The sequence below is a fragment of the Flavobacterium sp. 3HN19-14 genome (assembly GCF_051373205.1).
Taxonomy (GTDB): Bacteria; Bacteroidota; Bacteroidia; order Flavobacteriales; family Flavobacteriaceae; genus Flavobacterium.
The window spans coordinates 3579049-3595024 of record NZ_JBPPZT010000001.1 but is presented as its reverse complement, the minus strand read 5'-3'; the positions used below and the strand labels follow the sequence as shown (position 1 = coordinate 3595024).

Sequence of the window (15976 nt, the reverse complement as noted above, 5' to 3'; positions counted from 1 at the left end):
GTAAAATCAGCACCTTATCCATGTTGACGTTCGCTTCGATCATCGAAAATGTCATTACCCTGCCAGGCGTGAATGATATCAGCTTTTTTGAAAGCATAATTCTGTATGATTCTTTTGAATGGTAATAAAATTGAATTTTCCGGCCACAAATCGGTGCGGCCTTGTTGCGCGATGGCGACCGGCTTTATTCCCGAAAGGGCGGCTAAAAATCCGTAACTTGTTGTACGTTCGGCAATTACCATGTCAGGATTGTGTTTGCGTATCAGTTTTTTAATGCTGAAAAGGGCCAGTTCAAATTCAAAAATCCTTTTAATACGGTTCACGACGCCATTGCTTGGGTTTTTAAGTTCCAGGTAATGATTTCAAAATCGCCGAATTCCTTCAGGCCGTCCATCCACGTAATGGCGTCGGCGCGATAGGATTCTCCGAGAAAAAGGATTTTTCGCTGCTTCATTATGATTCCTCTGACGTCAGCGCACGGTTGACGAAATCAACGAGCGGTTTCAGCACAATGAGTTTTTTGGTGGTTTTGGATACGAAATCTTGCTGCGTCACTTCTGAAACATCGAATTTATGCGAAGCGGTAAAGCTTTTCAGTTTGAGGAATTCAATCGCCGGATGGTCTTTTTCGTAACCTTTCGGCATTGTTTTGAGCGAATTATTTTCGTTGCGTTCGAGTTTTTTATAAATCGATTTGAAGTTCTTATCGTTTACGATTGCTTCCAGATCATCATAAAAGAAGACGATTTCCTTACGCACTTTCTTCAATTCGTCATTATCAGGCTGGTAAAATCCGCCTGCAATGAAACTTTCTGTTGGTGAAATATGAATGTAATATCCGGCACGGTTGGCGCCTTTCGCACCCGATGAAAACCACAATCCCATATGGTCTTTGTACGGCGATTTGTCTTTAGAAAACCGGATGTCGCGATTGATGCGGAACGTGCAGTTTTTCACTTCGAGCATTTCGAGCGAAGGATCGAGCGGTTTCATCGCATCGAGAAAATCGGCAACGAGTTTGTGATAATCGGCTTTGTAGGTTTCATAACGTTTTTTGTTTGCCAAAAACCAGTCGCGATTATTGTTCGCCTTGAGGTCGGCTAAAAATTGTATGGATTCTTTCGACAACATATTACAATTGCTTTTTTAGATCTTCTTCGCTGATGAAACCGGTATGTTTCCAGGTGATTTTTCCGTTTTCGTAGATGAAATGCGCCGGAAGCTCATCGATTTTCATTTCGTTGATCATGGTTTTGTTCTCATCGGCGTTGAGCCTGACGATTACGACTTTATCGGCAAGATCTTTTTGCATTTGCGTAAGATATGGCGCCATTTTTTTGCACGGTTCGCACCATTCAGCATAAAAATCTACGAGTACTTTTTTGTCGGTTTTGAGTAAATCGCCAAATTCCTGCGGACACATGCCAATGATTTTGTCGGTTGGTTTCCCGAGTCCGGCCGCGTTCCATTTGAGGATGCCGCCTTGCAATTCGGTGATGTTGGTGAAACCTAAAGCCTCCATTTTCGAAGCGGCTGCGTGGCTTCTTCCGCCACTCATACAGTAGACGAAAACCGGTTTTGATTTGTCTAATGCCTTGATTTTTCCTTCGAAATCATCGCCGTTCCAATTGATATTTGCGGCATTGTCGATATGCCCGGAATTAAATTCTTCAGGCGAACGCACGTCAATAAGCTGCGGATTTGGAGTCGATTTGATTTTTTCCGCGAAAGCGGCAGCAGGAATCGTCTGCGTTTTTGTAGTCTGGCCAGTGCAGGATAGAAAGGCGAACGCAATAAGCAGGATAATTGAGGATCTGGTTTTCATTATAATTTTGGGGATAAAAATTACGATGCTAAAGTAAGTATTTTTTCTACTTTTTAACATTATTTTAAGATTAAAATTTTCTTAAAGGTTGAAGATTGTATAAGTCTGGTGTGTAGATTTTACAATACTTTCGGTGCGTTCAGGATGGGTGTCGGAAATAAAAAGCTGCCCAAAATCGTCGTTGTTGACCATTTTGATGATTTTCCCTACACGGGATTCGTCTAACTTGTCGAAGATATCGTCGAACAATAAAATGGGTTTTTGTCCGCTGTGCTTTTTGATGAATTCGAATTGGGCGAGTTTCAGCGCAATCAGGAACGATTTCTGCTGGCCCTGCGAGCCGAATTTTTTGATGGAATGATGGTCGATTTCAAAAGACAAATCGTCACGATGGATGCCGACACTTGTATAATGCAACGCCCTGTCTTTACTGATATTTTCTTCCAAAAGCTGCAGAAGCGGTTTTTCGTGCAAATGGCTTTCATACACCAATTGAACGGTTTCTTCTGAACCCGTAATCGCTTTATGATGTTTGTTGAAAATCGGGATAAAAGCGTCGAGGAAATGTTTTCGCTTCTCAAAAATATCAGCCGCAAGCGCGTTCAATTGTCCATTATATATAGACAAAGTTTCAGTTTCGTAAACATGGTTGAGTGCGAAATATTTCAGCAGGGCATTGCGCTGGCTCAGCACTTTCTGATATTGTATAAGCTGTTGCAGATAAGCTGAATCCGACTGTGATATAACCGTGTCGATGAATTTGCGTCTGGTTTCACTGCCTTCAACAATCAAATCGCGATCGGCTGGAGAAATGATGACTAGTGGAATCAATCCGATATGGTCGGAAAATTTCTCATAAGGTTTCCCGTTGCGTTTCAGGATTTTTTTCTGCCCTTTTTTGAGGCTGCAGACGACTTGTTCAGCACGGCCGTCTTTTTCGAATTCGCCGTCAATCACGAAAAATTCCTCGTGATGGCGGATATTCTGAACGGCAAGCGGATTGAAATAACTCTTCCCGTAAGACAAGTGGTAAATCGCGTCGAGCACATTGGTTTTGCCGATGCCGTTTTTTCCGACAAAACAATTGATTTTAGTGTCAAAATCGAAATTGATTTCCGAAAAATTTTTATAATTGAATAAAGAAATTCGTTTTAAATACATTGAGTAAACCCTTGTAAATACTGATGTTTTTGCTTCGTCGGAACGAAAATGAAGTAGCCGTTTTTTTAACCCGTGCAAATTATTGAAAAATAACGACAAAACATCTTTTAGATTTGAATAAAAATTTTATTTTTGCACCTCACTAAATTATAATAAATGGCAACTTATAACAAAAGAGGATATAAAGCACCAAAACCGAAAGAGGAAAAACTGGACGATAACTATATTGAAGATGTGAACGTTGATGAAAAAGACAGCACAACGGCAGGCGTTTTCAATACACTTGACGAAACAGCTTCAAGAACTGAGGCGTTTGTTGAGAAAAACTCCAAAGCCATTTTCTCGGTGGTTATCGTGATTACTTTAGCCGTGGTTGGTTATTTTGCCTACAATAAATTTGTTGTCGAGCCGAAAGAAACGGAAGCGACAAACGAAATGTATACTGCACAGAAAAACTTCGACCAGGCATTGACTGGGCAAAAAAGCGATTCTTTATTCAAATTGGCGCTTGACGGTGCTGAAGGAAAAAGAGGTTTTGTGAAATTGGCTGATGAATATTCAGGAACAAAAGCCGGAAACATTGCGACTTACAACGCTGGGATGGCTTATTTGTATACAAAACAATACGACAAAGCAATTACTTACTTAGAGCAGTTCAAAGCTGATGACGCGGTAGTAAGCGTTTATGCAAAAGGCTGTTTAGGCGATGCTTACGCTGAGAAAAACGACCTTAAAAAAGCATTGGAATTATACACACAAGCCGCTGAAATGAACAAAAACGACGTGACTACTCCACGTTACCTTGTAAAAGCCGGAAAAATCCAATTGGCGTTGAAAAACAAAGCCGAAGCGCTTAAAAACTTCGAAAACGTTAAGGACAATTACAGCAGCAGCGCTGACGCTCAGGGCATCGATGCTTTGATCGGACTTGCGCAGTAATCCAGTCAGCAGTGTTCAGTCGGCAGTATTCAGCCTGCGGTCTGTAAATCTGCAGCCTGCAATCTGAAAAAAATGGCTACAGCAAATAAAAATTTATCCAATTACGATAAAAACAGAATCCCAAACGCGAAAGACTTTCGGTTTGGGATTGTTGTTTCAGAGTGGAATGATCACGTGACGAACGGTCTTTACAATGGTGCCGAAGCTGCACTTTTAGATTGTGGCGCGCTTCCTGAAAATATCGTCCGCTGGGACGTTCCGGGAAGTTTCGAGCTCATTTACGGTGCAAAGAAAATGATCGAAACCCAAAAGCCAGATGTTGTCATCACCATCGGCTGCGTCATCAAAGGCGAAACGATGCATTTTGAATTCGTCTGTGAAGGCGTAACGCAAGGCATCAAGGATTTGAATGTGCAAACCGATGTGCCGGTTATTTTCTGTTTATTGACAGATAACAACGAGCAGCAATCAATCGACAGAAGCGGCGGCATTCATGGTAATAAAGGCACCGAAGCTGCAATTGCTGCGATAAAAATGGCTGAACTCAGGAAGACTTCGAGGGTTACACCGATTCAGGGTTTCAGGAAATAATTTTTTATTTTGGCGTTCCCTTCGGGCGCGCTTTCCGCTCCAATTTTTATTTACCTCCCGCTGCGCTCACAGCAAATAAAAGATTTCGCTTCCAATCGCTAACGCATTTCGATAATCCGGAACGTTTTTGTTATTTCATGCACGATTTTTTGTGTAAAACTTTATGATTTTCGGCTTTTTATCCGAAGACAACTTTCAAATATTTGATTAAATTTGGAAGTCGTACCCGAACGGTGCGGCACTAATACTAAATTCCTGATGTCGAGTATCATCCAGTTATTACCTGACCATGTTGCCAACCAGATTGCTGCGGGCGAAGTCGTTCAAAGACCAGCTTCGGCAGTTAAAGAGCTGCTCGAAAATGCCGTTGATGCAAAGGCAACCGATATCAAACTCATTGTTAAAGATGCCGGAAAAACACTGATCCAGGTTATTGACAACGGACTCGGAATGAGCGTTACCGATGCGCGCATGTGCTTCGAAAGGCACGCAACATCAAAAATCCGAGTGGCGGAAGATTTATTTGCGCTGCACACAAAAGGTTTCCGTGGGGAAGCGCTGGCATCCATTGCTGCAATCGCGCACGTTGAACTCAAAACCCGTCAGGAGCAGGAAGAACTCGGCACGCACATCATTATCGAAGGCAGTAAATTTGTCAGTCAGGATGTGGCGGTTTTACCGAAAGGAACTTCCTTTTCAATCAAACATTTATTTTTTAATATTCCCGCAAGGCGTAATTTCCTTAAATCGGATACGGTCGAGCAAAGATATATCGTGGATGAATTCCAGCGTGTCGCTTTGGCGCATCCGAACATTCATTTTACGATGTACCATAATGGCAGTGAAATGTTCAACCTTCCGCCGTCGAATTTAAGACAGCGTATTGTGAATGTTTTCGCCGGAAAAACCAATGAAAAACTGGTTCCGGTTCAGGAAAGTACTGAAATCGTTACGATTCAGGGCTTTGTCAGCAAACCTGAATTTTCCAAAAAAAGCAGAGGAGAGCAGTTTTTTTTCGTCAACGACCGTTTTATTAAGAGTGGTTATTTGCATCATGCAATCATGGCGGCTTATGAAGGATTGCTCAAAGACGGCTGCCAACCGAGCTATTTCTTATACCTCGATGTGCCGCCGAATGCAATCGATATCAACATCCATCCGACAAAGACAGAGATTAAGTTTGACGATGAACATGCGTTGTATGCAATTTTACGATCTTCAATCAAGCACAGTTTAGGGCAATTCAATGTGGCGCCAATTTTGGATTTCGAGCGCGATGCGAATCTCGATACACCTTATCATTACAAAGATGTCGAAGCTTCCGTGCCGACGATTCAGGTTGATGGGAATTTCAATCCGTTTGCCGAGGAAAAACCGACGCGGAATTTCAGCAACAATTCCTATAAAAAACCCGAAACCGCCAATTGGCAATCATTATACGTAGGATTGCGACAGGATACGGAAACGATAACCGACATTCCGCAAATGCAGTTTGAAACCGAGGAATTCACGGCTTCTTTATTTGATGACAGCGAAACGGAACAACAGGTTAATAAAACCTATCAATTACACAAAAAATACATTGTGAGTCCGATAAAATCCGGAAATGGTCATCATCGACCAGCAACGGGCGCACCAACGGATTTTATATGAACAATTTCTGACCAGCATTACCGTACATCAGGCGGCAAGCCAGCAATTGCTTTTTCCGCTCAATTTGTATTTTTCATATGCTGAATTGGAACTGATTGCAGAACTCAAAAGTTCACTCATCAACACAGGTTTTGTATTCGAAGAAAGCCACGAAGACCATGTCGTGATTTCAGGCCTGCCTGTCAATGTTTCCGAAAGTGAGGTCTCTATAGTATTGGAACAATTGTTGAGTGATTTGCAGCAGGAAATTCCGGAAAATAGTTTCAGCCAGAATGACAGCATCGCCAAATCGATGGCCAAAAGCTTGGCGGTAAAAACCGGGACTTATCTGACCGAAAAAGAACAGGGAAAGGCCTTGTAAACGGGTTGTTTGCGTGTAAGGAACCAAATGTTTCACCTTTCCAGAAAACCACTTTCATCACGATGCGTGTGGAAGACATAGATAAAAAATTCGCCTTATGATGAACAACATGACGCCGACTGTCAAGCAGTTGCTGATTATTAATATTATGGTTTTTATTGCGGCACAGCTTTCACCGGCGATTGACGGATTGTTTGCACTGCACTATTTTGAAAATGATAAATTCCAGATTTGGCAACTTATCACACACATGTTCATGCATGGATCTTTGATGCATATCGCTTTTAATATGTTTGCTTTGGTTTCATTTGGATCGATATTGGAACGTTTCTGGGCACAAAGAGATTTCTTTTCTTTTATTTTTCGTGCGGATTGGGTGCTGCTTTATTCCAGTTAGGTATTAATTATTTTGAAATTCACCAGATGCTTCAGGGTGCATCAGATCTTAATCTATCTGGCGATGCTATCAGACAAATATTGAATTTTGATATCGTACAGGGCGATTATTACAGCAGCGAAATGATGGAAGCGGCATTGCGACCATTCCTTACCGATCTTGGTAAATTACAGCTGCTGAATCAGGAAAATTTCGATGCATTATTTTCCGCGACAAGACAATCGCAAGGTCAAATGGTTGGAGCGTCAGGAGCAATTTATGGATTGCTGATTGCTTTTGCGTTCATGTTTCCTGATGCTGAACTGGCAATGCTTTTTATCCCGATTCCAATCAAGGCGAAATATTTTGTCCCGATTATTGTTGTACTCGATGTAGTTTTAGGCGTAACCTCTTTCTCAGGAGATAATGTAGCCCATTTTGCCCATGTGGGCGGTGCACTTATAGGCTTTATAATGATGTGGACGTGGCGCAACAACCGTTATAACCACAAACGCTGGAATTAATTTATGAGCATCCTACAAGACATAAAATTCAATTATCGCGTTGGTGGATTGGCAGAAAAGCTGATTTACTGGAACGTCGGGATTTTCATATTGTCGATTCCGGTTTTTTATAACTTTAAATTCGGAATTTTTGAATATCCTACATGGCTGGCACTTTCTTCCAGTCCGACAGAAGTCTTGCGAAATCCGTGGACGATATTGACTTACAGCTTCCTGCATGGGTCTTTCTGGCATTTATTTTTCAACATGCTGGTGCTGAATTTCGCTGCGCAATTATTCCTGACCTATTTTAATCCAAAGCAATTCTTCGGACTTTACCTGTTGAGTGCCGTCTTTTCGGGAGCCGTTTTTGTCTGTGGATATGCGCTTTTACAATTCAGTCCGCAATACATGGTTGGTGCTTCCGGCGCGATAATGGCGATCTTGGTAGGTGCAACCACTTATAGTCCGTTGCGGTACATCAGACTTTTGCTGATTGGAAATGTGAAACTCTGGCATTTTACCGCCGTTATATTATTGTTAGATTTATTGCAGATACAACTTGACAATACTGGTGGGCATATGGCTCACTTAGGAGGCGCGCTTTTCGGATTTGTGTATGTAAAATTACTGCAAAACGGCACAGACATGAGCCAGATTGTCACTGGAATCATTGATTTTTTTGCCAATATTTTCAAGCCGTCGAAAAAAACGCCTTTTAAAAAAGTGCATAAAAATTATAATGCACCAATCGCCAAAAGAACAACTTCCAAAATCATAACCAAAGACAAAACCCAACAACAGATTGACGAGATTCTCGATAAAATCAGCCAGTCTGGTTATGACAGCCTTACGGCAGCAGAAAAAGAATTTCTGTTCAAAGCAGGAAAATAATTTTCATTCTTGTTAATTGTTTGTAGCTTAGTAAATTCTAAATCCAAAACGGTCAATGAAACAGCTTTCGTGGTTCAATAAGTCAGTTTTTGTCCTGAATATAGTGCTGACTGTATTGACGATCATTGCTTATATTTTGCCATTTTTGGCACCGAAGCTTTTCCCATTTTTATCAGTATTGAGTCTTTTTCTGCCAATGATGTTGATACTGAATTTGCTATTTTTCTTCTATTGGGCGATTCAACTTAAAAGACAGGTTTTACTATCTGGAATCATGCTGCTATTAGGTATGACTTTCATTAGCAAATTCTATAAATTTTCGGGCGATGATTACGTTGCTGAACCCGGAGATTTTAAAGTGATGAGCTACAATGTCAGGCTTTTCAATAAATTCGAATGGTCTGACAAGAAAACAATTCCGGTAGAGATTTCTGATTTTGTGAAGGAAAATGATCCGTCAATTCTGTGCATTCAGGAATACTCAGCGGCAGCGGGTTTTGACCATCGCACTTTTCCGCACGAATATATTTTCTTCCAGAAAGGCGATAAGATCAAGACCGGACAGGCGATATTTTCGAAATATCCAATCATCAATGAGGGAAGAATTACTTTTCCGGAATCAGGGAATAGTGCACTTTTTGCTGATATTGCGAAAGGAAAAGATACGATTCGTGTATATAATATGCATTTGCAATCAATCCAGATAAGCCCCGATGTTCATAAAATTTCCGAAGATATTAACGAAATCGATAAACAGAAATCCGAAGCGATGTTCAAGCGCATAGGTATCGCTTTCAAGCGTCAGCAGCAACAAGCGGAAATCATCATGAACCATAAAAAGGATTGCAAATATCCAATTATTATTTGCGGCGACATGAACAACAGTGCTTTTTCATACGTTTACCGAAAAATCAGGGGTGATTTGAATGATTGTTTTGAAGAGGCCGGGCAGGGGTTTGGCAAATCTTATGATTTCAATTATTATCCGGCGCGGATTGACTATATTTTTGTCGATAAAAAATACAAGGTAAAATTATTCCAGAATTTTCCTGAAGTGGTTGATTCTGATCATTTTCCGGTCATCGCGACATTGTCTGAAAAGACAGATTCCGATTAAAGCTGTTGGCTTTTTAAATAATCCAAGGCATATCTTCCTTCATTGAACAACAAATCTAAAATGCTGAGGTTGTTGATGTAACCGTATTTTTCTCCGAAAACCTGCGTATATGCTGCAAATTCAGAGGCATCTTTTTTCCCATTGGCAAAATGTCGGAAGTCACTGAAATCAGGCGATTCCTTAAAATATTCCTGCGTTTCATTATAAGAAAATGACAAGCCAAGACATTTAGATACAATCTGCATTGTTTCTAAATTCAAATCCATCAGGAAAGTATATTTCTTCTCGAAAACCGGCATAATTGCATCTTCGAAATATTCAAAAAAAGGGGAGCTTCTATAAGCCGCTTCCAATGATTTAAAGTGCTGTTTCTGCCAGTCGAAAGCAGTTTCGAGTTTAATGTCGCGTGTTTTCTGATGCGCATATTTTGAATGTTTTACAGGAATATTCAACAGCTGTGTGCCGTTTGGGCTATAGATATACATCCGGTTGCGGTTGGTCTGCTTCTGGAAATTGTCATCCATTTCTAATGTGGTATTTTCAGCTTGCGCCATGGCGACAAAAGTGCTGATTGATGGGAAGTAGGTCGGATGGATGAGAATGTTCATGATGAAATTTAAATAAAATTAAAAAGCCATAAAGCCGTTTGACAGACATTATGGCTTTGAAATATTTCTTTAGATATTAATTATCAGCTTTTTCACGTCTTTTATTCAAAAAGAAAGTAATTCCGAAATAAGCCGCAAGTGCGATCAGGAAAAATTTAAAGTAGGAATAAGGCTGCCCTTCACCGCCAACGGTTGTAAACAAACGCTCCCAGCGAATTTTATTGAGGCCTTTTCCGTCTGAATTCCAGCTCATCCACAGGAAAACCGGTTTTCCAACAATATGGTCTTCAGGTACAAATCCCCAAAAACGCGAATCTTCAGAGTTGTGGCGGTTGTCTCCCATCATCCAGTAATAATTCTGTCCGAAAGTATAGGAAGTGGCTACTTTCCCGTCAATGCGGATTTCGTTACCGCTTACTTTCAGGTCGTGGTGCTCATAAACAGTGATTAATCTTTTGTACAAAGGCAATGTCTGCGCATTCAGCGGTACATTTTTGCCTTGCTTCGGAATATAAAGCGACCGTAATTATCTGCGCTCCAGGTTTTCTCGTTCGGTTGGGAATACTGATGTCAGACCGTACACAAACCTTTTTACAGAAGCGACGCGCGAATCAGTTTTCATTTGTGCTACTTTCTCGTCTGTCAGATTGAGATTCATCACCTTGTCCTGTTGCGATATGTTCAATTGCGTCAACATATCAACTCTCGCATTTCCGGTTACGGTCACCATTGAAGTAGAATCTCTTTCCTGCAGCGTCAGGTATATTTTTTTCTTGTTCTTTTTAAGGAATTCAGGCATTTCAGGCCTGTCCCAAAGATCTTTGCCTATTTTATAAACCATCATATATTCCGTTACATTGTAATCGTCGAGGAATTGCTGGCTTATTCCGTCTTTAAACGTCACCGTATAATAAAATTGTGGCTTTGCTCTTTCAGGAAGTATAAGTTCCTTGTCGTTAACCTTGAGCGTGCCGTCTTTAATCGTAATGATATCCCCGGAATACCCACACAACGCTTCACATAATTGGATCTTTTATCAAGTGGTTTATCAACGTGAACGCCAGAATCGTCGAAAAACTTTACCACAGTATCAACCGGCCAGTTAAAAACAACAATATCTTCTCGTTCAATCTTCTGAAATCCCGGAAACCTGAAGTATGGCAATTGCGGCCATTTTTCATAAGATTTCTGTTTGATGAGCGGAATAGAGTCATGCACCATCGGCAACGCTACTGTCGTCATTGGCGTTCTTGCGCCATAATGGAATTTACTGACAAACAGGAAATCGCCCACCAATAAAGTTTTTTCTAACGAAGAGGTCGGAATCGTAAACGGTTGCATGATATACGTATGCACAATCGTCGCCACTACAATCGCGAACAAAAGCGAACTAATCGTATCGCCGGTTTTAGTCTGGGAAACCAAACTTCTGTTGGTTATGTAATTGAGTTTTTGCGTGTAATTAATGTAATAAGTATAAAAACCTAAAGTTAAAAGCACGAGAATAGTATCAAGTGTCGAATTTTTTCCGAAACTTCTGATTGTTTCCACCCAAACTACCGGAAACATGATCAGGTTGACTATCGGGATAAAAAGCAAAATCGTCCACCAGGTCGGGCGTCGGATGATTTTCATCAAAATAATGGCATTATAAATCGGAACGAGCGCCTGCCAGGGTCTGAAGCCGGCCTCTTTATACAATTTCCACGTACCTGCAAAATGTACTACCTGAAGGATTAAGAAAAATACGAACCATTCTGCTATTGTCATAATCGTAAACTTTTATTTATTATTAAGTCTGAAGAACTGCCGGTTTGTTACAACTCAAGCACATCTTTCATGGTGAAAACGCCTTTTTTTCCGGCAAGCCATTCTGCGGCAATTACTGCGCCTAGGGCAAAACCTTCGCGGTTGTGGGCGGTATGTTTTATTTCAATCGAATCGACATCAGAATTGTAAACAATCGTATGCGTTCCCGGAACATTCTCTTCTCTTTTCGCATCGATTAAAATTTCATTATCTGAAGGAAAATCGAGCGTCCACGCAGTGTAATCAGAATTTTTGATGATGTCTTTCGCCAATGAAATCGCAGTGCCGCTTGGTGCATCGAGTTTTTCGGTATGGTGAATTTCCTCCATCGATACTTTATATTGGCTGAATTTCGACATCATTTTCGCCAATTGGCTGTTGAGTTCGAAGAAAATATTCACGCCAAGGCTGAAATTTGATCCATAAATAAAAGCACCGTTTTTCTTCCTGGCACAATTGTACCATATTTTCATATTCGTCAAGCCATCCCGTGGTGCCGCAAACAATCGGAATTCCGGATTCAAGTGATGCCGTAATGTTGGAAACCGCTGCTTTGGGCACGCTGAAATCAATCGCCGCATCGGCATTTCCGAGTCCGTCAAAAGTATCTGATGAAGTTTTCCTCAAAACGATTTCATGGCCGCGTTCCAAAGCGATGCGCTCGATCACTTTTCCCATTTTTCCGTATCCCAAAAGTGCAATTTTCATCAGAATTTGTATTTTAAGGAAAGGCCGAAATTGTGTTTGTAATCGAGTTCGTTCTGATAGATTTCAGGTGCAAGTGACAAGTCATCATTGACATTGAACTGCTTCAAGTGCGCAGTAACATTGGCATCAACGATATTCAGCACATATAATCCAAGCGTAATAAGCAGGGAAATATCACGGTTGCGCTGGAAACCTCTTTGCGCATTGATCAGCACTTGGTCTGTATACACGCCATTAAATTCATCTGGTTGCCCGGCGAGCCTTAGTTTATAAGCATCGCGGTAACGGTGGTATTTTTTATTATTGTCAATGTAAAAATAAATACTGGTGCCCATTGCCGCATACACAATCGGCATTTTCCAGTATTTTTTGTTGTATGCTTGTCCGAGACAGGAACAATCGCCGAGTAAAACGCAGCTTTTGTTGGTGCCAGCGGATTTATTGCTTTCGTTTTTACAGAATCAGCCGCGATTAAAGTGCCGTTATTTGCGGTTTGGGCGAAAGTAGTAATCGTTCCGAAAAAGAAAAATAATATGGCGATGTGTTTCTGCACTAATTCTGTATGAGTTTGAGAATGCGGTTGAAATCTTCTTCAGAATGGAACGGAATCGTGATTTTCCCTTTTCCTTTCGCGTCGACTTTTATATCAACTTTCGCCCCGAAATAGCCCGTTACTGCTTTCTTTTGCTCGTCTGCAACATCGAAAGAAGCTGCTTTGGTTTTCGCAGCCGTTTTTGGTTTCAGGCTTTCGTGGTAATTTTTAACCAAAGTTTCGGTTTCACGCACAGAAAGATTCTGGCTTACGATTTTCTGGTAAATATCAGTCTGCACATCGTGATCGTCAATGTTGATAATGGCGCGACCATGGCCCATGCTGATAAATCCGTCGCGGATTCCGGTCTGGATTATTGGATCGAGTTTCAAAAGGCGCAGGTAATTTGCGATTGTCGAGCGTTTTTTACCGACACGTTCGCTCATCTGCTCTTGCGTTAACTGGATTTCGTCGATCAGTCTTTGGTAAGAAAGCGCAATCTCAATCGGATCCAAATCATGGCGCTGGATGTTTTCGACCAATGCCATAACGAGCGATTCGTTGTCGTTGGCAATTCTGATGTAAGCGGGAACAACTGAAAGGCCGGCGATTTTAGAAGCACGAAGCCTTCTTTCACCAGAAATCAGTTGGTATTTATTGAAATCTAATTTTCTTACGGTAATCGGTTGGATGACACCCAATTCACGGATTGAGCCAGCCAGTTCCTGAAGCGATTCTTCATTGAAATTGCTTCTCGGCTGGAACGGGTTGATTTCAATCGCATCGAGTTCAAGTTCAATAATATTGCCTACAACTTTATCAGCATTTTTGTCCTCAACCGATTTGATATCGTTTTCCGGATCTTTAAGCAACGCCGATAATCCTCTTCCAAGCGCTTGTTTTTTTACGGCCTTTGTCATGCTTTTTTAACTGTTTTTCTTTATAATTTCCTGTGCGAGGCTCAGATAATTCGTCGCGCCTTTGCTCGTTGCGTCAAAGTTGATGATACTTTCGCCGAAACTTGGCGCTTCGCTGAGCTTTACGTTTCTCTGGATAATAGTTTTGAAAACCATATCGTTGAAATGCTTCTGTACTTCTTCAACTACCTGATTTGACAAACGCAATCTTGAATCGAACATTGTTAGCAACAAACCTTCGATATCGAGTTCAGGATTGTGTATTTTCTGTACGCTTTTTATGGTATTCAGAAGTTTTCCCAAACCTTCCAACGCAAAATATTCGCACTGAATCGGAATCACGACAGAATCAGCTGCAGTAAGTGCATTTAACGTCAATAATCCTAATGATGGTGCGCAATCGATGAGAATATAATCGTATTTGTCTTTGACTTTTTCAAGTGCTTTTTTAAGCATGTATTCGCGATTTTCCTTGTCAACGAGTTCAATTTCGATGGCAACAAGGTCAATATGCGCCGGAATAACATCCACATTTGGCGCGGTGCATTTTAAAATGGCTTCTTCGGCCGTATGGCTGTGTTCGATAATCTGGTAAGTGCCGATATCGATGCTTTCAATGTCAATTCCCAGTCCGGAACTTGCATTTGCCTGCGGATCAGCGTCAATGAGCAATACTTTTTTTCTAGAACCCCCAGTGAAGCTGCTAAATTCACCGAAGTTGTTGTTTTTCCAACGCCGCCTTTCTGGTTGGCTATGGCTATGATTTTACCCATCTATTTTTCTGAATTTTGAGCCGTAAAAATACAATTATTTATGGGTTTTTCAAGTGTATTTTGTTAACAAATCTGCAAAACTTCCATCAGAATTTAACTTACTGTAAATGAATATAATGAATGGATTTAAAGTGCTTGCCAAAATCTTACAAAGCTTAGTTTTTTAGCAGATCTGAATCTTTATTTTCGGCATGAAGAGACTCAATGATTATTTATTCTTCTTCGCCTTAATCATCATTTCCAGCATATCCCACATTTCTTCTGGAATCGCTTCGAGTAAATTAAACTGTCCTGCGCCTTTAAGCCATTCGCCACCATCAATCGTTATCACTTCACCATTCACATAAGCCGAAAAATCAGAAACCAGATAAGCCGCAAGATTCGCGAGTTCCTGGTGGTCGCCAACACGTTTCAAGGGCACTTTTTTTGCCATATCGAATTTTTCCGCCAAATCGCCCGGCAGTAACCTGTCCCAGGCGCCTTTTGTTGGGAAAGCTGCGCCGGAGCAATCGCGTTAGAGCGGATGCCGTATTCGCCGATTCTACCGCCAAACTTCTCGTCATTGCCAAAACACCAGCTTTTGCAGTGGCACTCGGAACAACATAAGCCGAGCCTGTCCACGCATAAGTGGTTACAATATTTAAGATTACTGAATTTTCCTGTTTGCTGTCAATCCAGTGTTTGCCGAATGCAAGCGTGCAGTTTTTGGAACCTTTCAAGACGATATCGATGATAGTGTCAAACGCATTCGCCGATAATCTTTCGGTTGGCGAAATGAAGTTTCCTGCAGCATTGTTGAGCAGCGCATCGACTTTTCCAAACACTTTCAGAGTTTCCGAAAGCATGTTTTCTACTTCTTCATAATGACGCACGTCACATTGCAACGGAAGGCATTTTCCACCAGTCGCCGCTTCCAGTTCCGCAGCCGTATTTTTGAGTTTATCAAGGTCACGTGAAGTAATCGCAACGTTAGCGCCCAGTTCAAGGAAATATTGGGTCATGGCTTTTCCGAGTCCGCTGCCGCCGCCTGTTACCACTATGGTTTTGCCTTTCAATGCGTCGTCACGCAGCATTTTTTGAGAGAAATTGATCATTATAGTTTGTTTTTGATAAATGTAAGTATTTGTCAGGAGGTATCAAAAGATTTTCAAAATCCTGCGAAATTCCCAAATCCTGCAACTTATAATGGAAATTGTATAAAGAAAAATC

12 protein-coding genes and 6 pseudogenes are annotated in these 15976 nt (G+C 41.2%); 6 read left to right on the top strand and 12 right to left on the bottom strand.

Going from position 1 to position 15976, the window contains the following annotated elements; translation table 11 throughout:
* Positions 1 to 14: 14 nt before the first annotated feature.
* The 5 genes from ACSLFW_RS19445 to recF form a co-directional block, all read right to left on the bottom strand.
* Complete coding sequence (locus tag ACSLFW_RS19445; RefSeq protein ID WP_436557127.1) at positions 15 to 323, bottom strand: glycosyltransferase; 309 nt, start codon at positions 321 to 323, stop codon at positions 15 to 17.
* The gene (locus tag ACSLFW_RS19440) at positions 320 to 454 is read right to left on the bottom strand and encodes a hypothetical protein (RefSeq protein WP_436557126.1); all 135 of its coding nucleotides are present in this window, start codon (positions 452 to 454) and stop codon (positions 320 to 322) included. The genes ACSLFW_RS19445 and ACSLFW_RS19440 overlap by 4 nt, the downstream gene beginning before the upstream one ends.
* Positions 454 to 1131 (bottom strand): DUF2461 domain-containing protein, encoded by a 678-nt coding sequence (locus ACSLFW_RS19435; RefSeq protein ID WP_436557125.1) that lies wholly within the window; start codon positions 1129 to 1131, stop codon positions 454 to 456. The genes ACSLFW_RS19440 and ACSLFW_RS19435 overlap by 1 nt, the downstream gene beginning before the upstream one ends.
* 1 nt (position 1132) lies before the next feature.
* Positions 1133 to 1825 carry a thioredoxin domain-containing protein gene (locus ACSLFW_RS19430; protein ID WP_436557124.1) on the bottom strand — a complete coding sequence of 231 codons (693 nt, stop codon included), beginning with the start codon at positions 1823 to 1825 and terminating at the stop codon, positions 1133 to 1135.
* A gap of 81 nt (positions 1826 to 1906) precedes the next feature.
* Positions 1907 to 2986 carry a DNA replication/repair protein RecF gene (recF, locus tag ACSLFW_RS19425; RefSeq protein WP_436557123.1) on the bottom strand — a complete coding sequence of 360 codons (1080 nt, stop codon included), beginning with the start codon at positions 2984 to 2986 and terminating at the stop codon, positions 1907 to 1909.
* A gap of 156 nt (positions 2987 to 3142) precedes the next feature.
* On the opposite strand from recF, the gene ACSLFW_RS19420 reads away from it, so the two are divergent.
* The 6 genes and pseudogenes from ACSLFW_RS19420 (at position 3143) to ACSLFW_RS19395 (ending at position 9420) form a co-directional block, all read left to right on the top strand.
* On the top strand, positions 3143 to 3925 hold the full coding sequence (locus ACSLFW_RS19420; RefSeq protein ID WP_436557122.1) for a tetratricopeptide repeat protein: 783 nt from the start codon (positions 3143 to 3145) through the stop codon (positions 3923 to 3925).
* Between the two features lie 72 nt (positions 3926 to 3997).
* Positions 3998 to 4516, top strand: coding sequence for a 6,7-dimethyl-8-ribityllumazine synthase (gene ribH, locus ACSLFW_RS19415; protein ID WP_436557121.1), 519 nt, complete (start codon positions 3998 to 4000; stop codon positions 4514 to 4516).
* A gap of 258 nt (positions 4517 to 4774) precedes the next feature.
* Positions 4775 to 6631, top strand: a pseudogene (mutL, locus tag ACSLFW_RS19410) (DNA mismatch repair endonuclease MutL).
* A pseudogene (locus tag ACSLFW_RS19405) lies at positions 6631 to 7430 on the top strand (rhomboid family intramembrane serine protease). The pseudogenes mutL and ACSLFW_RS19405 overlap by 1 nt, the downstream one beginning before the upstream one ends.
* Positions 7431 to 7433: 3 nt before the next feature.
* Positions 7434 to 8303 carry a rhomboid family intramembrane serine protease gene (locus ACSLFW_RS19400; protein ID WP_436557120.1) on the top strand — a complete coding sequence of 290 codons (870 nt, stop codon included), beginning with the start codon at positions 7434 to 7436 and terminating at the stop codon, positions 8301 to 8303.
* A gap of 55 nt (positions 8304 to 8358) precedes the next feature.
* The gene (locus ACSLFW_RS19395) at positions 8359 to 9420 is read left to right on the top strand and encodes an endonuclease/exonuclease/phosphatase family protein (RefSeq protein WP_436557119.1); all 1062 of its coding nucleotides are present in this window, start codon (positions 8359 to 8361) and stop codon (positions 9418 to 9420) included.
* On the opposite strand, the gene ACSLFW_RS19390 is transcribed toward ACSLFW_RS19395, so the two are convergent.
* The 7 genes and pseudogenes from ACSLFW_RS19390 to ACSLFW_RS19360 all read right to left on the bottom strand — a co-directional run bounded on the left by ACSLFW_RS19390 (position 9417) and on the right by ACSLFW_RS19360 (position 15861).
* A complete protein-coding gene (locus ACSLFW_RS19390; RefSeq protein WP_436557118.1) occupies positions 9417 to 10028 on the bottom strand; it encodes a WbqC family protein in 612 nt (203 codons plus the stop codon). The genes ACSLFW_RS19395 and ACSLFW_RS19390 overlap by 4 nt on opposite strands.
* Positions 10029 to 10104: 76 nt before the next feature.
* Positions 10105 to 11798, bottom strand: a pseudogene (lepB, locus tag ACSLFW_RS19385) (signal peptidase I).
* 47 nt (positions 11799 to 11845) lie between these two features.
* Positions 11846 to 12545, bottom strand: a pseudogene (gene dapB / locus ACSLFW_RS19380) (4-hydroxy-tetrahydrodipicolinate reductase).
* Positions 12545 to 12901 (bottom strand): DUF5683 domain-containing protein, encoded by a 357-nt coding sequence (locus ACSLFW_RS19375; protein ID WP_436557117.1) that lies wholly within the window; start codon positions 12899 to 12901, stop codon positions 12545 to 12547. The pseudogene dapB and the gene ACSLFW_RS19375 overlap by 1 nt, the downstream one beginning before the upstream one ends.
* A 196-nt stretch (positions 12902 to 13097) precedes the next feature.
* Complete coding sequence (locus ACSLFW_RS19370; RefSeq protein WP_436557116.1) at positions 13098 to 13997, bottom strand: ParB/RepB/Spo0J family partition protein; 900 nt, start codon at positions 13995 to 13997, stop codon at positions 13098 to 13100.
* A gap of 6 nt (positions 13998 to 14003) precedes the next feature.
* Positions 14004 to 14767 (bottom strand): annotated as a pseudogene (locus ACSLFW_RS19365) (ParA family protein).
* A 208-nt stretch (positions 14768 to 14975) separates the two neighbouring features.
* Positions 14976 to 15861, bottom strand: a pseudogene (locus tag ACSLFW_RS19360) (SDR family oxidoreductase).
* Positions 15862 to 15976 lie beyond the last annotated feature (115 nt).